Genomic DNA, 17,023 nt, shown 5'->3' with positions numbered 1-17,023 from the left:
CGGCCATTTTGCTTACCCGGGTGTGGCGTCCGGCATGGCCGCAACGGTGCGAAATGCGCCGCAACTTGGGCCGTCCCAGTGTTGCGGTCTCTCAACCGCGGCGGTTTCCGGCTACGCTCGAAACTATGCCCGTATGGTCCAAGGCGTCACGCGCAAGCACAGAAAAGAAGGCAGCAGTGTCAGTAGGTCAGGTCGACTCCGAGGGTTCGGAGGAGCTCAGGAAGTGGCTGTCCGGGCTCAAGCCCGTTACGGGGGCAGACACCATGCTGCGCTTCACCAAGACGCCCGAGGGTTCCATCGACCTCACGCACGCGCATCCTTCGGGCCTGGCGCAGCTCATGGCCGGGCGCCGCACAAGGCTTTCCACCCTGATCCGTGACCAGCAGCAGTACGTCGTGGCTGCGCGGGCCTGCCGGAACCTGCGCTCCAAGATCTTCGAACTGGCCAATGACCGCGGCATCGAGGCCGGGTACTTCTCGGCCGGCACCGTGGTGTGGACCTCAGCCGTCGGCGGCAAACCGCAGCGTGTCTCGGCACCGGTGATGCTGACCGCCATGTCGCTCACCATCCGCCCCGGCGAAGACGACTATGAACTGCAGCTCACGGAACAGGCGCAGATCAACCCGGCCCTGATCCGCCACCTGAAAACCATCCACGGGATCGTGTTCGACGTCAACGCGGTGACCCGGATGGCGTACAGCACCGCGCGGTTCGACCCCCTGCCCGTGCTGGACCGGATCAGTACCCTGGTCAAGCCGATCCACGGCGCCGACGTGGAGCACAACCTGCTCGTCTCCACCTTCGCGGACCTTTCCGGGAACCTCGACGATCCGTGGATCAACGGTCAGAACGAGCTGGTGGCCTCGCTGGCCAAGACAGCGTCGGGTGAGATCGTCGACGTGCCCGCGCTCCAGCCCGGGCGCTTCCCCAGCGTGGACGAGCGGGACCCGGCGGAAGAGCTGCTGCTCCTCGACGCCGACGCCGACCAGCAGTATGTGATTGACGCCGTCCGTGCAGGGGACTCACTGGTGGTAAGCAGCCCGCCCGGCACCGGCCAGACCCAGACGGCCATCAACACGATCGGTGCGCTCGTGGACGAAGGCAAGACCGTCCTGGTGGTGGGGGACAGACGAGCCAGCCTCAATGAGGTGGCCGGGCGCCTCGAGGGCCTGGGACTGGACTCCATCCTTTTCCAGTTGTCCGGAAACGCAACACCGCAGCAGCTCAAGGGCCAGTTGGTGCGCGCCATCGTGCGCAACGAGAAGGCCCAGGAGCCGCAGCTCGGCGGCCTGCACAAGACTCTCACCGAGCACCGCCATGCCCTGCTGGACCACGTCGCGTCGCTGCACAACGTCCGGCAGCGGTGGGGCTGCTCGCCCTACCAGGCGATGCAGTCGCTCGCGGAACTCACCTCCATCCAGCCCGCCCCGGCCACCACCGTCCGCCTGAAGCGCAGCGTCCTGGACAGCATCCGGGACCGCGAGGAGCTCGCCGGACGGCTGAAGCGCGCCGCCGAACTCGGTGCGTTCAGCAGGGCGTCGACCACCAGCCCCTGGCACGGTGCGAGGCTGGTGACGCGCAAGGAAACCGAGGAAGCGCAGGAGCTGACGCGTGCGGTGGCGAAAAAGCTGCCGCTGCTCCAGGAACGGATGAAGGATGTGGCCAGCCACGCCGAAATCCGCCTGGGCACCACCTTCGCAGAATGGGGCTCCCAGCTCAAACTCCTGGTGGCCGTCCGGGAAAGCCTGGACAAGTTCACCCCCGACATCTTTGACCGGCCCGTGACCGACCTGATTTCCGCCACGGCCTCCTCGTCCTGGCGCAGGGAGCGTGGCATCGACATGGCCTCGATGCAGCGGTCGCGCCTGCGACGGGTGGCCAAGGAGTACGTCCGGCCGGGAGTGCACATCGCCGACCTGCACAGTTCGTTGGTGCTGGTCCAGGAACAGCGTTCCCAGTGGGCCGGGTATGCCACCACGCAGCGGCATCCGGCGGTGCCGTCCGGCCTGGCCGAGATCAGCATCATGCACCGCGGACTGACCCGCGAGATGAAGATGCTGGGCGACGCCCTGCGCCACACGGCCGCCGGCGGTTCGCTGGAAAACATTCCGTACCCGGAGCTCATGGAGCGGCTGGAACGGCTGGTCGCGGACACACAGACGCTGCAGACCTTGCCCGAGCGCACACTGCTCATCGAGAACATGCGCGAACACGGGCTGGGGGAGCTGCTGGCGGACCTCTCCGAGCGCGAGGTCGGGGCCGGCTCGGTCGCGGCCGAACTTGACCTGGCCTGGTGGCAGTCTGCGCTCGAAGCGATGATCAGCGGAGACGACTACCTCGCCATGTCCGACGGCGATGCGCTGCGCCAGCTTGAGGCCGAGTACCGGCTCGCGGATAACGCACACATCGCCAGCGGCGCCGGGCGGCTCCGGTGGAAGCTGGCCGAGCGGTGGCGCGCGGGGATCGAGGAGCATGCCCGGCAGGCCGACCTGCTCCGGAGCCTGCTCAAAGACGGGCGCGTCACGCTGGCTGCGTTGACGGCGCAAGCCCCCGGGCTGGTTCCCATGCTGGTGCCCGTCTGGTCGGTCAGCCCTTACCTCATGACAGGACTCCTCCCGGCCGAGCAGAAGTTTGATGCCGTGGTGATCCTGGACGCCGAGGCGACGTCGCTGCAGGCGGTGCTTCCGGCCGTCGCCCGCGCCCGGCAGGTGATCGCCTTCGGCGACGACAGGATCGCCAGCCCGCGCACCTTCACGGTCGCGGTGGAGCGTCTTGCCGCCGGCGAACAGTCGCACCAGAGTGTCGAAAGCGCGTTCACCGCACTGTCGGCGGTGCTGCCGACGGCGCCGCTCCGCTCCGTCTACCGCGCGGTGGACGAGGACCTGGTGCTGCAGCTGAGCAAGAACTTCTACGACGGCGGCCTCCGCCGGCTGCCGGAGGGCCAGTCGGCCACCGGGCTGGACCGGGCGCTGACGGTGGAGTACCTGCCCGACGGCACCGGCTTGCCCAGCGCGGACCATGAGGGCGTCGAGTCGGTGGTGGCCGAAGTCAACCGGGTAGTTGAACTCGTGTTCGAACACGCGCGGCTCCGGCCCCGGACCTCGCTGGCCGTTGTGACCGCCAGCCTCCGGCACGCGGCACGCATCGGCGAGTCCATCCGGCTGCAGCTGCCCAACCATCCATCCCTGTCCGGGTTCTTCACGGCAGGTGAAGAATCCTTCAGGGTGGTGGACCTGGAACGCGCCCAGGGGCTGGTCCGCGACCGTGTGATCTTCTCGCCGGGCTACGGGCGGACGCCCCACGGCCGTGCTCTGCACAGCTTCGGTCCGCTGTCCGCCGAGGGCGGCCGGGCCAAGTTTGCCCTGGCCATGACCCGGGCCCGGCAGTCGCTGCACGTCCTGACGTGCTTCAAGCCGGAGGACCTTGACCGGACGCGGCTGGCCCACGGCGCCGTCGACCTCTTCGAACTTCTGGACCGTGAGATCTCCGGCAACACCGATCTGGGGACTCCTGCGTCCCGGGCAGCGGCAAGTGAACAGGCGCTGGGCGCCGATCCGCTGGTTGCTGATCTCGGCGACCGGCTGCGGGCCCGCGGTGCCCGCGTATGGCACCAGTACGACGGCGCCATCGATGTGGTGGCCGCGGCGGATCCGCTCAGCACCATGGGCCAGGACGACGCCGACATTCCGCGGCCGGTAGCCATCGAATCGGACGGCACCGAGCAGTACCGGCAGATGACAGTCCGGGAACGCAGCCGGCTGCGGCCCCAGTTGCTGGAGCGGCTCGGCTGGCGGTACATGCCGCTGTGGACCATCGAGGTTTTCACCGATCCCTCGGCGTGCGCCGACAGGATCGGCGGGTACCTCGGGTTGGAGAAGCCGTCGCCTTCGGTGCGCTCGGTTGGCGCACCGGGATTCTTCCTGGATGAGGACGTCAGTACCCTCGCTGTGGGCGACCTTGAGCCTGAGCCGGGACAGGAGACCGCGTACGAGAACCTGGATGACCGTTTCGGCGAAGAGCTGAGCCGGGACGAGGCGGACGCGTCGGATGTGGATCAACTGGACGCCGATCAGCACGATGCGGTGTCGTCGGGCGCCGATCAGGCCCGCACCGATCGGGCCGACCGGGAGCTGACATACATTGATCGGATTGAGGTGGATCAGGCCGGCACCGATCAGACGGACGTTGACCAGGCGGATCACGACACTTCCGGTTCCGAGGCCGCGGGCGCCGGAGTAGGCTTCGGTTCTGAGGCTGGCCGGGACGGAGCAGCCACGGAACGGAAGGAGGGCCCGCTGTGACATCTGACGGCGGGGCCGAACGCAAAGACGGGGCTGAGCGCAAGGACGGAACCGAGCCCAGAGACGAGCCCAAAGACGAGCAGGCCGCCGCGGGGGAGAAGCCCCCAAAGGCGCGCCGTGCCAAAACCGGCGCGCAGCAGGGGACAGGCGTCGTGCCCAAGAGGGCTGCCGAGGACGATCCGCGCACCTGGGGCGATGCAGAATCCGGCAACGACCACGACGCGTGGCTGAAAGAGCAGAAGCCCCCGCACTGGGGCTGAGCAACCGGGCAAACACGCCGCGGATTTGTGCGGAGCCCAAGCGCCGGGGGCCGAGGACGAGCACGGGCTGATTCACCGGGCGCCGGATCCCACGAGAACGAAAAACAGCTTTCCCTGGGTTGACGCGCCCGCCAGGGCGCCGGCCTGGGCGGGGGTGGCGGCCACGACCAGCAGCCCGTCCGAATCCCCGGCAGCAAGCCACTGGCCGCTTTGGCCTTCCTGACCGGAGGTCCACAGGACCGGCACGGACTTGGCGAGTACCTTCGAGGCTGAGGCCTGCTCATAGCCGTTGCCGCTTGTCAGGACCACGTTCACGAGTTGTCCGGGGGAAACCAGCTGGATGGATGACGGGTCTGCCATCCGCAGCGGCACCGCCGCGGACCCGGGCGGCGCTCCTGTCAGCAGGCCTGGACCCACCAACTGCCCATCGGTGAGGAGCTGTCCCTCGCGGAGCGGGGCTGCCAGCTGCTTGCCGTCCACGGTGGAGCCGTCAGCGAAAGTCCCGTCCGGTATCATGGCCGGCGGAACGCTGACAATCGTGACATCACTGCCGTTCAGGGTTGCCCCGGCCGGAAGGTCGCGGGCGGCTGCCAGGACGCTTACGGTCCGGGCAGGGGCAGGAGTCAACTGGTGAACTGCGATGCCCGCAGCCGCACAGAGGAGCAATGCCACGGCAAGGCGCCGGTTTCTGTTCAGCCATCCCGCAAGGCGCCGGCCGCGCGGACGCGGGCGGGCGGCGGAACCGGGCAGTGCGTTGCGGCGCCCAGGACGTACGGCCGGGCGGGATGCCCTTGCGGGGAAAATTCCGGTAGCTGGCATGCCGCCACGCTACGGGCCCCGGTTGGCCGTCGACAGGCACCAGGAGCGGTATGTGGATAAGCCGCCCCGTAACGCTCAACGGATTGCCCTGCAATCGCGAACAGCCACTTGGGGCCCGGAACCCGCGCAAAAGCAAAGGAGTCCGGCCGGGTACACCCGGCCGGACTCCTGTAGCTTGAAGGCGGCACGTGCCGCGGGAACTCGCCTAGCTTGCGGCTGCAGCTGCCGGGGCAGCGGACGATGCCGACGGGGAGGTGGCGGCCGGAGCGGCCGGTGCTGACGCAGCGGGGGAGGGTGAGACGGTGCTTCCCTTGGAATCGCGCGAATCAGTCCGGTAGAAGCCGGAGCCCTTGAAGACCACGCCGACGCTGTTGAACTTCTTGCGAAGCGTGCCCTGGCATTCGGGGCAGGACGTCAGAGTGCTGTCGGTGAAAGACTGCACGATGTCGAAGGCATGGCTGCAATCTTTGCAGGCATAGGCATACGTGGGCACTGTAGATCCTCCTCTTGGACAAACGACAGGTCCCGTGCTGCCTGGTTTCATTTGCCGGATTCTCCTTGACGGATCACCGCGGTGGAAATGGCTCCATTAGCAGTCGCAGGGCCTGAGTGCCAATTCTATCACCCCGTCCCCGCGAGGTCACGCGAAGGCTATCAGCCCCGATGGCGTGAGCACTGCCTCGACGGGGCGGTCAAAGTCTTCAGCGGGGATGGTCTGTGCGGGCAGGAGCTCGGAGTCGTAGATGATAGCGGCCTTGGGAAGGTGCAGGCCGCCGGCGTTCGCTGCAGCCAGGAACTTGTCATAGTAGCCGCCGCCCTGCCCGATCCTGTTGCCGCTGCGGTCCACGGCCGTCGCGGGCATGAACATCCCGGCCGCGCTCCGCACCGTGTCCAGGCCGTGGCGCTCACCGGCCGGCTCCTGGATAGGCGCATACCGGCTGCGCACGAACTCGCTGTCCGGGGTCCAGAAGACCCAGCTGAGCTCGCGGTCAGGCTCGCAGACCGGGAGCAGGATACTGTGCCCGGCCTCATGCAGGGCGTGCAGCAGCGGCAGGGTTGGCGGTTCGAAGTCGACGCCGAGGTAGGCGGTGAACGTGGCCGGGTTGCCCGCGGCGATAGCCTCGGCCCATGGCAGGCCATGGGATGCGATGCCGTCGCCGGCGCTGGATAAATCCGCCGCCGTCATCGTGGCCCGGAGTTGCCGGTGCCGTGAGCGGATAACGTCCTTCGAAGGCATGGTCCCTGTTGGCATGGGTGTCTTCCTTTGTCGCAGCGGCAGGCGGCCGGGCCGCTGCCGGAAGCATTTACCGTATGAATGTTCCCTCGGATAGATTAGACCAGTGACTTCCACTAATTGTTCAGTCCGCAAGGCCGTAATCCCCGCTGCTGGGCTCGGCACCAGGTTCCTGCCGGCCACCAAGGCCATGCCCAAGGAGATGCTGCCGGTGGTTGACAAGCCGGCCATTCAGTACGTCGTCGAGGAGGCCGTCAAGGTCGGCCTGAGCGACGTCCTGATGATCACCGGCCGCAACAAGCGCGCGCTCGAGGACCACTTCGACCGCGTTCCGACCCTGGAAGCGACGCTGGAGGCCAAGGGCGACACCGCCAAGCTGGAGTCGATCCAGGCCGCGAGCAACCTGGGCGACATCCACTACGTCCGCCAGGGTGACCCCAAGGGCCTTGGCCACGCGGTGTTGCGTGCACGCCAGCATGTGGGCCATGAGCCGTTTGCCGTTCTCCTCGGTGACGACCTCATCGATGCCCGCGATGATCTCCTCAGCATCATGATCGACGTGCAGGCGAAGACCGGCGGTTCGGTCGTGGCCCTCATCGAGGTGGAGCCGTCCCAGATCAGCGCCTATGGGTGTGCGGACATCTCCGATATTGAAGGCGAAGGCTTCGTCAAGATCAACAAGCTGGTGGAGAAGCCGGACGTCGCCGACGCGCCCTCCAACCTGGCCGTCATCGGCCGCTACGTGCTCCACCCCGACGTCTTCGATGTGCTGGAAAAGACCGAACCCGGCCGCGGCGGCGAAATCCAGCTGACGGACGCCCTGCAGGAACTGGCCAGCAGGGACGGTGAAGGCGGCGGCGTGTACGGCGTAGTCTTCCGTGGCCGACGTTACGACACCGGGGACAAGCTCAGCTACCTCAAGGCCTGCGTGGAGCTCGCCATCGACAGCGAAGACCTCGGACCTGGTCTGCGTGAGTGGCTTCCGCAGGTTGCCGCCCGTTTGTCCGAGTAACCTTTCATGAGGGTCAGCCACATCTGGCCGGTCACGCTGGAGTGCGGGGATATTGTCCTGCGGCCCATCAGGTACCGTGACCGGAAGGAATGGACGGAGGTCCGTTCGCGCAACAGCGACTGGCTGGCGCCATGGGAGGCCTCCAATCCGATCGCGGGCGGGGCTCTACCCGATTACCGGCAGATGGTCAGGTCCCTGAACACCCAGGCGGCCCAGGCCACGGCGCTGCCGTTTGTGATCGCGGAGTGGACACCCGGGTTCCGTGACCCGGTCATCGTCGGGCAGCTGACTGTCTCCTCCATTGTGTGGGGATCCGCCCTGATGGCGACCCTCGGCTACTGGGTGGACCAGGGCCGGGCCGGACACGGGATCGCCCCGACAGCGGTGGCGATGGCAACCGACCATTGTTTCCGGACCCTTGGCCTGCACCGGATGGAAATCAACATCCGTCCGGAAAACGGCCCAAGCCTGCGCGTCGTGGAAAAGCTCGGCTTCAGGGACGAGGGCTACCGCCCGCGTTACCTGCACATCAACGGGGAATGGGCCGACCACCGCTCGTTCGCACTGACGTCAGAGGAAGTTCCCGAAGGACTCCTCAGCCGCTGGCTACGGGTCAGGCCCGCCTGACCCGCAGACCGGCAGAGCCGCTGGTCAAAACCGGATTCCGCGCATAAGTCCATTGATTTGAAGCTCGGCCGCGACACACCGAGACGAATGCCACAAGAGCCCCATCATTCCTCATACGGTTTTGTGTGTGGACTTCCCCCTTAGCAGCTCAGTCATCCTTGTGGCTGCTGTTGCGCTCTGGATCGTTTGGGTCGCCCCTTACGTGCTCCGCAACGGCCGGCATCAGTTCCAGACTGCCGGTGACCTGACGCTGGAGAGCGTCGACGCCGAAACTGCAAACCCGCAAGCCGGGACGGTTGTGTATATGGCCGCCCAGCAGGAGAAACGCATGGACACCAGGAAGAGCAGCGAACCCGCAACAGGCCTTACCCCGGCTCCATCCGGCAGCAGGCCTGCCGCCTTGGGGGCCGGCGCTTTCCGGATCCGGTACGGGCGGACGGCAATCGCGTTCGTTGGGCTGCTGTCCTTCCTGACGGCGATCATTGCCGGTCTCTTGCGTCTCTTCGGGATCGGCAATCCCTGGGGTCCGGTTGCGGCGTTCCTGACCGGTATTGCCGCCGTCGTGGTCTTGCGGCGGCTTGCCGTGCGCGACCGGCGCAGGAAAGTCAGCGCCGCCTTCAGGGCAGCCATGGGCTCGCCCTCCGACCGGACGCAGGACCAGGCGCCGGCCGCCGAGCGCCTTTCGGAAGCGGCACCCGCTTCGGAGCCCGAGAAGCCCCGCGAAAGCGCACTCTTCGATGCCGAGGCGGAAGCGCCGAAGCCCAAGCCCCTGACGGCAATCGAGCTTCGCGAGGCTGCACTGGCAGTTGCCCTTGCGGCCGGCGATGAAAGCGCCGCAGCCCCGGTGCAGGGCCCAACAGCTCCGCTTGAATCCAGCTGGGAGCCGGTGGAAGTTCCCAAGCCGACCTACGTCGAAGCGCCCAAAGCGGAGCGTCCGGCACCCGAGCCGCTGGCGCTGCCCGAGGCTCCGAAGTCCATGGGCAAGCCTTCACTCAAGCAGGGTCCGGCCGCCGCACCTCCTGTGGCCTCCCCGAATGCCGTGCCAGCCAAGCCGCTGACCAAGGCCCAGAGCGCGCTGAGCAACCTTGATGACGTCCTGCAGCGCCGGCGCGCATAGCCCGGCGTCCGTGCAGCACCAGGCGTCACAGTAATGGTCCGCATCTGCGTTGCCGGCGGCACGGGCGAGGCCGGCCGTGAAGTGGTGCGCCAGGCACTTAGCCAGGGTCACGCCGTCGCCGTTTTGACCCGGAACCCGCCGCTCTCGGGTGCCCGGGAGTATTACGACGGCGCCGCCTACTTCCGTGCGGACGTCACCACTGGAGAAGGGTTGCCGAAAGCGCTGGCGGGTGCCGACGTCGTCGTCGATTGCCTCGAAGCCCGGACCGGCAAGGCACTCAGGCACCATGCTGCCGGCGGCGCCCTGCTGCTGGGCGAAGCCGCGGCGGCTGGCGTGGCTCGGGCCGTGCAGCTTTCCATCGTCAACTGCGATCAGAGCACTCTCGCGTATTACCGGTCCAAGGCGGACAAGGAACGTGTGTACGCGAGGTCGCCGCTCGAAACCCACACTGTGCGGGCAACGCAGTTCCACAGCCTGGTGGCGGGGATTTTCGGTGCGGGTTCCCGCGTTGGCCTGGTGCCGGTGATCAAAGGTGCCCGGTTCCAGACGATCTCGCCGACCGATGTGGCGTCGGCGCTGCTGGAAGCGGCACTGGGCCAGCCGTCAGGTGCTTCCCACTCGGTGCAGACGGTCGGAGGCCCGGAGGTGCTGGGCATGGACTGGCTGGCCGGTGCCTGGAAGCGGATAACCGGAGCCAGGGGCCTCGTGACCGAACTGCCGCTGCCCGGATCGACAGGCAAGTTTCTGCGGGAAGGAAAGAACCTGGCGCCCGAACAGCGTTACGGACACGCGACATTTGAAGCCTGGTTGGCAAACCGGCAGGAAAATTTGTAGCCTAGGGAAACCGGCGTTGAATTTCTCAGGAAAACGGCGCCACGGGGTTATAGCTCAGTTGGTAGAGCGCTTCGTTCGCATCGAAGAGGTCAGGGGTTCGAATCCCCTTAGCTCCACAGTTACACCCCGGTCTTCGGACCGGGGTGTTTTGTTTTCCCTGAGGCCACCGAAGGAATCCGAGGCGGCAGCTCATGGGCCGGAAGGACCATGTGCTCTGGGCGGGAGGTGTCCGCGCCGCGACGCTTCACGGACCACCTGCCGGATGTTCGCGAACAGCACGGCCTTCACTGCTGTCATGTCAGGGCTATGGCCGTGCTTCAGTGCGCTCTCGAGACTGCCGCAATAGGATTCAAGGCGCCGCGCGCCGGCCATCCCGGAGCTGACCCTGAGGCTGATGATCGCCTCCAAACTCGTCTCGGTATCACCGCGGGTAAGGCCCTTGAAAATCCTGGCTGCCCGCACGGGAAGCATCACCAGATACTCCTCCATAAACTTCTGCGCCGCATCCTCGCCGGCTTCGTCGCTGAGGTCCTGCAACGCCGCGTCATCCAGGACCGGAAGGTCCTGGCCCGCGTCCGGGTCCTCCGCCATGCAGCCACCTCATCCATTTGTCCACGCCGTCCTGTGATTCTCAATGAAATGGTCCCGGACGCAGCTCAAGAACCTGCCACCGTCGTCGCAGGTTCGGATCAAGAGTTGGCCAGTACCAATTCAGGAGCGGCATCCGGTTTCGCAGGCAGCAAGCTCCAGGGCCCTTGGCCGCCTCAAGCAGCGCAGGGGCCGGGGTTGTCTTGGCGACGCGAAAAGCGGCCACGTGCAGGAGGAGTGTCCTGTCCGTGGCCGCCAGATGAGTATGAGATGCGGGCTACTGGCCGCCGCAGAACCTGCTGTAGGTGCTGCCGGCCTGCTCGTAGCCGGTCTTCAGCTCGGTGAGCTTTGCTTCGTCCGGGGTTTCCTTAGCGGACTCGTCCGTGTATTCCAGGATGGCCTGCAGGGCGGGCCGCAGCTCGTCCGAGGACACTGCCTCGATGGGACGGATCTGGTTGGCCAGGCGGGTCATGCCGGTCTTGCCGACGGAGTTCGCGGGGTTCGAGACAACCGTCCGGATCCGGTCGCACGTCTGTGCGGTGGTGAGCTGCGGTGCGGCGCAGGCGGAAGCGGAGAGGACGAACCCGGCAGCAAGCAGGGCGGTGGTGAGTTTCTTCATGTTTCCCTCAGTAGTTGATGTCAATCGATTGTAAGCAGACGCAACCGGGTCAGGACGGACGGGTTACGGCTGTTGCTAGCAGCCGCGGGACTGCTCATCCGCCAACTGTTCGTCCGACTCGATCCGGCGAAGCGCGGAGAGCCGCTCGTCTATCCGTGACAGGACGGCGGCCAGGTCCACGGGAACGCTGTCCTCCGGCGCGCCAAAGGGATCGCCAAGCGGGGCAGGGGCGATGAGGAACGGCGTGATGTCCCGCTCGTGGAGGACGTCCAGCAAAACAAGGAACCGCTGCCAGTCGGCCGGGCCGGCCGCTGATTCCGCTGAAGGTGAAGGGATGCCGTCCACCACCCACGCGGGGAACGTTCCCGCCAGCAAGACATAGTCCGCCGCCGCCCGACCCCCGCTGCACAGCTCGGCGAAGCTGGCCCACAGGATGTCCGGGTCGGCGCCCTTGACGGGCAGAGGACCGGTGGGCAGTGCCAGGACGTCCCGCTGGGAAGCTGAGGGCCTGAACAGCCCGTAGGTGCCCAGCTGCCGTTCCGTGCCGGGCGTGATGACCAGGCCCTGGTCGAAACCTGCCACTAGAGCCAGCCCTTCCGCTTGAAGATGACATACATCAGCGCGGCGGTGGCGGCCATCAGCAGCATGGCCATGGGATAGCCGTAGGCCCAGTGCAGCTCCGGCATATGGTCAAAGTTCATGCCGTACACGCCGGCCACAAAGGACGGGGCGAAGAAGATGGCCGCCCAGGACGAGATCTTCTTTACCTGCTCGTTCTGCTGCGCGCTGGCCTCGTTCTGCCGGTTGGCGGTGAGCGTGCCGTCCAGGGTCAGCGCGTTCTGCAGGAGGTCACGGAAGGAGTCGGCCCGCGAAATCACCCGCTCCACGTGGTCCTCGACGTCCCGAAGGTTGTGCTGCAGCTCCGCGTCGGCAGCGAAGTCATCGAAACCCTCGTTGAGCTGCTGCATGATTGCCGGCAGCGGATGGATGGCCCGCTGGAACTGGATGACCTCGCGGGCGAGTTCATAGATGCGGCGGGACACCGCGGAGTCACCGGAGAAGAGCTGGTCCTCGATTTCGTCGATGTCGTTCTCCAGCCCGGCCACCACGGGAGCGTAATCGTCCACCACCTGGTCCAGCAGCCCGTACAGTACTGCCGGCGGTCCGTGGCGGAGGAGATCCGGCCTGGACTCCAGGCGGCGGCGTACCTGTCCGACGCCGGACATCTCCGCATGCCGGACGGTCACCACGAAGTTCCTGCCAACGAAAATATGGAGCTCGCCGAATTCCACGGTTTCGGTGTCGTCGCGGTACCGGGCCGGCCGCAGAACAGTGAAGAGGTTGTCACCGTAGCGCTCCAGCTTCGGCCGCTGGTGGGCCGAGATGGCGTCCTCGACGGCCAGGTCGTGCAGCCCAAACTCCTCGGCGACGGCGGCCATCTCGGCTTTGGAGGGACGGTACAGGCCTATCCAGGCCATCCCGCCATGGCTGTCCAGCGTCTCAAAAGTCTGCTCCAGGTTTTCGGGCTCCGCTGTGCGGACACCGTCGACGTAGACGGCGTTGTCAATGATGGTCACAGTCTGCAGGTCTCCGTCTGTTGGGTCAGGACATCGCGCCGATGATCACTCCCGCTGCGGTCACAGCGAGGACATCATGGCCGGAGTCGATGAGCGTTACTGCAACAGGGCGTCCGGCGAAACCGTTGTGGATTACGTGGCCTCCCACCCGGAATACCACGGCCAGCACAAAAGCGAACCATCCGCCGGCCAGTGCGGTGTCGAGGCCAAGCTTGCTGATCAGCACTGCGAGGAGGATTGCTGTCAGGGCTGCGGCCGCCATCATGGGAACCCAGACCGCGGCGCCGCCCTCCGAGTTCCTAAGGTCCTCTTCCGTCTTGCGCACGGCCTCCATCCACCGGTTGCCTAGCACGGCGGGCAGATACCAGATGAAGCCGATGGCCATGCTCGCGGTGAAGGCAAGAAGCACCGCAAGCCAGTTGACCTGAAAGAAGTAAGAGAGCCAATCCATCCTCGAATCCTATTCCGACTGAGCCCCGGCAGACTGCACGAGGCGGCTGATCAGCGGCTCGGTCCGGTACGGGATGTGCGTGTGGAGGGCCAGCACGGTTTCGGTGCGGATCACACCCTTAATGCGCAGGATCGAGCGGAGCGCGGCCTGGAGATTCTGCGTGTCCGTGGCCACCACCCGGCACCAGACGTCGCCCCGGCCGGAAATCTCGTGCACTTCCAGGACCTGGGGTATCAGCCGCAACGCGGCGATCACGCCGTCGAGCTCCCGGTGGGTCACTTCAATCGTCACGAAGGCGACGACGTCGTATCCCACCGCCTCAAGGTCGATCTCACGGCCGCCGTCGTGCAGGATGCCGGAGCGCAGCATCCGGCGCACGCGTGACTGGGCGGTGTTCCTCGCAATGCCGAGTTTTTCGCTCAGCTCGCCGATCTGGACGCGTGGGTCGCGGATCAGCTCGAGCAGGATCTTCAGATCCGTAGGGTCCAAGGTGTTCAAAACGTCACTCCGGTTCATGAATCCGGCCAAAGATTGATGGTTTTGCTCAATATTCGCACAGAATCACGTACCGGGTACGCACTCCTGCCGCATTCTTGAGGTACCAGGATTCCATCCGTGCGAGCAGCCCCCACAACGGGCAGGTTCGCCGGGCACACAGGCAAGGGCACGGGCATGACCGTCTTTAGTGAACTTCGAATGCGTCCGGCCACAGCTACCCGCTTGGGCTGGGATGCGTCCACCACCTCACGGCTGGCCATGGCCGGCGTCGTCATTTTCACGCTCCTGGTGGGAGCAAACCTGGCGACCCCGCTGTACCCGCTGCTGCAGGTGCGGCTCGGCATCAGTTCCCTTGGCATCACCGTCGCGTTCTCCGCTTATGTCCTGGCGCTGGTGGCAACGCTAATGCTCGCGGGACACTGGTCCGACCACATCGGGCGCCGGGCGGCACTCCTGCTTGCCGTGCTTACGGGTCTCGCGGGTGGCCTGCTCTTTGCGAACGCGGACAGTCTCGCCGGGCTGTGCGGCGGCCGGGCGCTGCAGGGCGTAGCCGTCGCACTGGCCACGGGGGCGAGCTCGGCAGCCCTGCGCGAGCTGCTGCCGGAGCGCCCGGAGTGGGCTTCTCGTTTCACGCTGCTGGCCTCGGCGGGGGGAGTGGCGGCCGGCCCCGCGATCGGCGGGATCCTTTCCCTCCTGCCCGGCGCCACCACCACGCCGTACCTTATCCATTCGCTCGTCCTGGCCGCCCTACTGATCCCGCTGTACCTGCTGCGTGCCCGTCCCGCCATCAAACCTGCTGCCGGCCCCCGCCCGCTGAAGGCCTTGGCGCCGCGTCGGCCGACGGTGTCCCGGGAGGCCCGTGGTGCATTCTGGCTGGCGGCCGCCGTCGGCTTCCTCAGCTTTGCCGTTTTCGGCTTCTGCCTGTCTCTCGCGCCGAGTTACTTCGCGAAAATTCTCGGCACCGACTCGCGGCCACTGATCGGCCTGCTGGCCGGGCTCACCCTGGGCGCTTCCGCCCTGAGCCAACTGGTCGCCGTCCGCAGCAGGTTCGCAGTGCCGGCGGGGCTGGCGGTGCTGGGCGGCGCCGTGGCGCTCCTCGCTGCGGCGGCTGCCGCCGGCAACCCGTGGCTGCTGGTTGCGGCGAGCCTGGCCGCAGGCGCCGGGCAGGGCGTCGCCTTCCGGACCGTCTTCAACGACGTGGCGGGCAAGGTGGAGGCGTCCCGGCATGCACAGATCGTCAGCACCGTTTATGTGATTACTTACCTCGGAAGTGCCGTGCCGGTGGTGGCGCTGGGGCTCGCGGCGGCAGCGTACGGCCTCGACGCGGCCGTCGCCGCATTCGTGACTGCCTGCGCCTGTGGGGCGGGGCTGCTGGCCGCCATCACCTGGCGTCGCAGCGTCCGCGGGTAGCAGCGGGGGAGGCGCCGCCGTTGGACACGCGACTGTAAAGAAACACTTGCAAAGTATTGATTGCAAAATAACCGTTGCAAAGAAATCTTTGCAAGAGTAGCCTTGCCGTATGGCCAGTAAGCCGAACACCGAAACCGCCGACGAGCAGGCGTTGCCGTACCCCGTCCGCAAAATGGACCCGTCCTCCCTCAAGGCCCTTGCGCATCCGTTGCGCGTCCAGATCCTGGAAATGCTGTCCCGGTACGGCGCACAGACGGCGTGCAGCCTCGGCGAGCTGCTCGGGGAGTCCAGCGGTTCGACGAGCTATCACCTGCGCCAGCTAGCCAAGCACGACTTCGTTCGGGAAGTGGAAGGAAAAGGCACGGCACGTGAGCGGTGGTGGGAGCGGCCCCGCGGCGCCATTGAGGTCTCATCACCTGAGCTTGCAGGTTCCCCCGCCACCCAAGAAGCGTCGCGGCTGGTCAACCGGGAGTTCGAACACCGCCGGCAGGCCGTGCTGGCCGATTTCATGGCGCACGGGGCGGACACCCTGGACCGCGGGTGGCTGGAAGCGGCCATCGTCAGCACCGCCAACGTGCGAATGAACGAAGAGCAGCTGGCCGCCTATACACGGGCCATGGACGCCTACTCCTACCGCCTCCTGGAGGAGGTCCGGGGTGAAGGCGAGCAGGAAGGCGCCCGGCCGGTCCAGATCCACTTTAACGCTTTCCCCATCCTGGGTGTCCCGGCGTCCGCCGGCAGCCGCGGCCAGCGTAAAGCGCAGCCCCCGGAGCACAATACAGCCCAGGCGCAATCCATTAGCACAGATCAGTCAGTGAGCCCCGAAAGGAAAGAGCAATGAGTGCTCTATCGGTCAACCAGTCCGTCCCCGGTTACCGCCGTGCCTCCGTGCTGGAAGCCGTGGCCGTGCGTATCGGCGCCGGCCTGGTGGAATGGGCGGAGCGGCGCAGGGTAGTTCCGGAGGAAACCGTCCGGTTGCAGCGGGATGCCGTGCGGCGCCGGGATGAACTGAACCTTCTCCGCGGCGACATACTCGGCGCAGCCCACTCAGGCCTGCTGCTTTCGCGCCGCTAGGTAGCCTCGGACGCGCTGTCCCGGTGCCTGTTCAGTCCCGGTGCCTGTTCAGTCCCGGTGCGGGCTCAGTCCTGATCCGGCAGTGGCCCCTGGTTGCCTGGCATGTGCTCGAACACCAGCGTGGTTTCGGTGTGGCCCACCACAGGGTCCGTGGCGAGGTTGTCCAGAACCCAGTCCCGCAGGTCCTCGGTGGTGGCGACGGCGATGTGCAGCAGGTAGTCGACAGAGCCCGACGTGTGGAAGGTCGACAGCACGGCAGGTAGCTTGGGGACGCGGGAGGTGAACCGGTCGATCTGCTCCCGGTCGTGGGCGCGGAGCCGGACGGCGATGAGGGCCTGCACCGATCGGCCAATCGCGGAAAGGCTCAGTTTCGCCTCAAACCCCTGGATGATGCCCCGGTCCGAGAGAGCGCGGGTGCGCATGAGGGCGGTGGAGGGGGCAATGCCCACCAGTTCAGCCAGTTGCTTGTTGGATATCCGGGCGTCGTCCACGAGGGCTGCCAGCAGCCGCTCGTCGATGGCGTCAAGGGGTTCGTGCCCCGCCGCCGGGCGAATATTCTTCGCGTTGCTGCTCACGGATCCTCCTGAAGTGGTCTCCGTTCA

19 protein-coding genes and 1 tRNA gene are annotated in these 17,023 nt (G+C 66.5%); 10 read left to right on the top strand and 10 right to left on the bottom strand.

The window, feature by feature from the left end; all coding sequences use genetic code 11:
- Nucleotides 1-125 precede the first annotated feature (125 nt).
- Together ACTHQX_RS02045 and ACTHQX_RS02040 are read left to right on the top strand one after the other, a co-directional pair.
- The gene (locus ACTHQX_RS02045; RefSeq protein ID WP_440155446.1) at nucleotides 126-4,301 is read left to right on the top strand and encodes an AAA family ATPase; all 4,176 of its coding nucleotides are present in this window, start codon (nucleotides 126-128) and stop codon (nucleotides 4,299-4,301) included.
- Nucleotides 4,298-4,561, top strand: a complete 264-nt coding sequence (locus ACTHQX_RS02040; protein ID WP_440155444.1) for a hypothetical protein — start codon at nucleotides 4,298-4,300, stop codon at nucleotides 4,559-4,561. The genes ACTHQX_RS02045 and ACTHQX_RS02040 overlap by 4 nt, the downstream gene beginning before the upstream one ends.
- Nucleotides 4,562-4,633: 72 nt before the next feature.
- Here the strand turns inward: ACTHQX_RS02040 and cpaB are convergent, their stop codons facing one another.
- The 3 genes from cpaB to ACTHQX_RS02025 all read right to left on the bottom strand — a co-directional run bounded on the left by cpaB (nucleotide 4,634) and on the right by ACTHQX_RS02025 (nucleotide 6,632).
- Nucleotides 4,634-5,233 (bottom strand): Flp pilus assembly protein CpaB, encoded by a 600-nt coding sequence (gene cpaB, locus ACTHQX_RS02035; protein ID WP_440155443.1) that lies wholly within the window; start codon nucleotides 5,231-5,233, stop codon nucleotides 4,634-4,636.
- Between the two features lie 352 nt (nucleotides 5,234-5,585).
- Complete coding sequence (locus tag ACTHQX_RS02030) at nucleotides 5,586-5,873, bottom strand: FmdB family zinc ribbon protein (protein WP_440155441.1); 288 nt, start codon at nucleotides 5,871-5,873, stop codon at nucleotides 5,586-5,588.
- A gap of 147 nt (nucleotides 5,874-6,020) precedes the next feature.
- On the bottom strand, nucleotides 6,021-6,632 hold the full coding sequence (locus tag ACTHQX_RS02025; protein WP_440155440.1) for a 5-formyltetrahydrofolate cyclo-ligase: 612 nt from the start codon (nucleotides 6,630-6,632) through the stop codon (nucleotides 6,021-6,023).
- An 88-nt stretch (nucleotides 6,633-6,720) separates the two neighbouring features.
- Here ACTHQX_RS02025 and galU point away from each other — a divergent pair, with 88 nt between their 5' ends.
- From galU to ACTHQX_RS02000, 5 genes are all read left to right on the top strand, one after another.
- Entirely contained in the window at nucleotides 6,721-7,626 is a 906-nt protein-coding gene (galU, locus tag ACTHQX_RS02020) for a UTP--glucose-1-phosphate uridylyltransferase GalU (protein WP_440155439.1), read from the top strand.
- Between the two features lie 6 nt (nucleotides 7,627-7,632).
- Nucleotides 7,633-8,253 carry a GNAT family N-acetyltransferase gene (locus ACTHQX_RS02015; RefSeq protein ID WP_236804363.1) on the top strand — a complete coding sequence of 207 codons (621 nt, stop codon included), beginning with the start codon at nucleotides 7,633-7,635 and terminating at the stop codon, nucleotides 8,251-8,253.
- Nucleotides 8,254-8,380: 127 nt separating this feature from the next.
- Entirely contained in the window at nucleotides 8,381-9,370 is a 990-nt protein-coding gene (locus tag ACTHQX_RS02010; RefSeq protein ID WP_440155438.1) for a hypothetical protein, read from the top strand.
- Between the two features lie 33 nt (nucleotides 9,371-9,403).
- A complete protein-coding gene (locus tag ACTHQX_RS02005) occupies nucleotides 9,404-10,204 on the top strand; it encodes an SDR family oxidoreductase (RefSeq protein ID WP_440155437.1) in 801 nt (266 codons plus the stop codon).
- A 43-nt stretch (nucleotides 10,205-10,247) separates the two neighbouring features.
- A tRNA-Ala gene (locus ACTHQX_RS02000) sits at nucleotides 10,248-10,320 on the top strand.
- Nucleotides 10,321-10,393: 73 nt separating this feature from the next.
- Here the strand turns inward: ACTHQX_RS02000 and ACTHQX_RS01995 are convergent.
- The 6 genes from ACTHQX_RS01995 to ACTHQX_RS01970 all read right to left on the bottom strand — a co-directional run bounded on the left by ACTHQX_RS01995 (nucleotide 10,394) and on the right by ACTHQX_RS01970 (nucleotide 13,955).
- On the bottom strand, nucleotides 10,394-10,795 hold the full coding sequence (locus tag ACTHQX_RS01995) for a hypothetical protein (RefSeq protein ID WP_440155436.1): 402 nt from the start codon (nucleotides 10,793-10,795) through the stop codon (nucleotides 10,394-10,396).
- 274 nt (nucleotides 10,796-11,069) lie between these two features.
- Entirely contained in the window at nucleotides 11,070-11,411 is a 342-nt protein-coding gene (locus ACTHQX_RS01990) for a hypothetical protein (protein ID WP_236804354.1), read from the bottom strand.
- A gap of 75 nt (nucleotides 11,412-11,486) precedes the next feature.
- Entirely contained in the window at nucleotides 11,487-11,993 is a 507-nt protein-coding gene (zapE, locus tag ACTHQX_RS01985; RefSeq protein ID WP_236804352.1) for an AFG1/ZapE family ATPase, read from the bottom strand.
- On the bottom strand, nucleotides 11,993-12,988 hold the full coding sequence (gene corA / locus ACTHQX_RS01980; RefSeq protein ID WP_440155435.1) for a magnesium/cobalt transporter CorA: 996 nt from the start codon (nucleotides 12,986-12,988) through the stop codon (nucleotides 11,993-11,995). Before corA ends, zapE begins: the two co-directional genes overlap by 1 nt.
- A 25-nt stretch (nucleotides 12,989-13,013) precedes the next feature.
- Complete coding sequence (locus tag ACTHQX_RS01975; RefSeq protein ID WP_440155433.1) at nucleotides 13,014-13,439, bottom strand: DUF1761 domain-containing protein; 426 nt, start codon at nucleotides 13,437-13,439, stop codon at nucleotides 13,014-13,016.
- 9 nt (nucleotides 13,440-13,448) lie between these two features.
- Nucleotides 13,449-13,955: an Lrp/AsnC family transcriptional regulator gene (locus ACTHQX_RS01970; protein ID WP_236804347.1), complete on the bottom strand. Its 507-nt coding sequence runs from the start codon at nucleotides 13,953-13,955 to the stop codon at nucleotides 13,449-13,451.
- Nucleotides 13,956-14,111: 156 nt separating this feature from the next.
- On the opposite strand from ACTHQX_RS01970, the gene ACTHQX_RS01965 reads away from it, so the two are divergent.
- From ACTHQX_RS01965 to ACTHQX_RS01955, 3 genes are all read left to right on the top strand, one after another.
- A complete protein-coding gene (locus ACTHQX_RS01965) occupies nucleotides 14,112-15,347 on the top strand; it encodes an MFS transporter (protein WP_440155432.1) in 1,236 nt (411 codons plus the stop codon).
- A gap of 109 nt (nucleotides 15,348-15,456) precedes the next feature.
- Nucleotides 15,457-16,188 carry an ArsR/SmtB family transcription factor gene (locus ACTHQX_RS01960; protein WP_440155431.1) on the top strand — a complete coding sequence of 244 codons (732 nt, stop codon included), beginning with the start codon at nucleotides 15,457-15,459 and terminating at the stop codon, nucleotides 16,186-16,188.
- Complete coding sequence (locus tag ACTHQX_RS01955; protein WP_440155430.1) at nucleotides 16,185-16,421, top strand: 2-nitropropane dioxygenase; 237 nt, start codon at nucleotides 16,185-16,187, stop codon at nucleotides 16,419-16,421. The genes ACTHQX_RS01960 and ACTHQX_RS01955 overlap by 4 nt, the downstream gene beginning before the upstream one ends.
- Before the next feature lie 65 nt (nucleotides 16,422-16,486).
- On the opposite strand, the gene ACTHQX_RS01950 is transcribed toward ACTHQX_RS01955, so the two are convergent.
- On the bottom strand, nucleotides 16,487-16,996 hold the full coding sequence (locus ACTHQX_RS01950; RefSeq protein ID WP_236804340.1) for an Lrp/AsnC family transcriptional regulator: 510 nt from the start codon (nucleotides 16,994-16,996) through the stop codon (nucleotides 16,487-16,489).
- Nucleotides 16,997-17,023: the final 27 nt, after the last annotated feature.

This window comes from Arthrobacter sp. SAFR-023, from assembly GCF_051965295.1.
In the GTDB taxonomy this organism is placed as follows: domain Bacteria; phylum Actinomycetota; class Actinomycetes; order Actinomycetales; family Micrococcaceae; genus Arthrobacter.
This window is presented reverse-complemented; position numbering and strand designations above follow the sequence as displayed.

Coding starts and splice junctions, on each gene's coding strand:
- ACTHQX_RS02045 (WP_440155446.1), top strand. CDS start 126: ATGCCCGTATGGTCCAAGGCGTCACGCGCAAGCACAGAAAAGAAGGCA.
- ACTHQX_RS02015 (WP_236804363.1), top strand. CDS start 7,633: ATGAGGGTCAGCCACATCTGGCCGGTCACGCTGGAGTGCGGGGATATT.
- ACTHQX_RS01995 (WP_440155436.1), bottom strand. CDS start 10,795: ATGGCGGAGGACCCGGACGCGGGCCAGGACCTTCCGGTCCTGGATGAC.
- ACTHQX_RS01975 (WP_440155433.1), bottom strand. CDS start 13,439: ATGGATTGGCTCTCTTACTTCTTTCAGGTCAACTGGCTTGCGGTGCTT.
- ACTHQX_RS01990 (WP_236804354.1), bottom strand. CDS start 11,411: ATGAAGAAACTCACCACCGCCCTGCTTGCTGCCGGGTTCGTCCTCTCC.
- ACTHQX_RS02005 (WP_440155437.1), top strand. CDS start 9,404: ATGGTCCGCATCTGCGTTGCCGGCGGCACGGGCGAGGCCGGCCGTGAA.
- ACTHQX_RS01965 (WP_440155432.1), top strand. CDS start 14,112: ATGACCGTCTTTAGTGAACTTCGAATGCGTCCGGCCACAGCTACCCGC.
- ACTHQX_RS01970 (WP_236804347.1), bottom strand. CDS start 13,955: ATGAACCGGAGTGACGTTTTGAACACCTTGGACCCTACGGATCTGAAG.
- ACTHQX_RS01960 (WP_440155431.1), top strand. CDS start 15,457: ATGGCCAGTAAGCCGAACACCGAAACCGCCGACGAGCAGGCGTTGCCG.
- ACTHQX_RS02025 (WP_440155440.1), bottom strand. CDS start 6,632: ATGCCAACAGGGACCATGCCTTCGAAGGACGTTATCCGCTCACGGCAC.
- ACTHQX_RS01955 (WP_440155430.1), top strand. CDS start 16,185: ATGAGTGCTCTATCGGTCAACCAGTCCGTCCCCGGTTACCGCCGTGCC.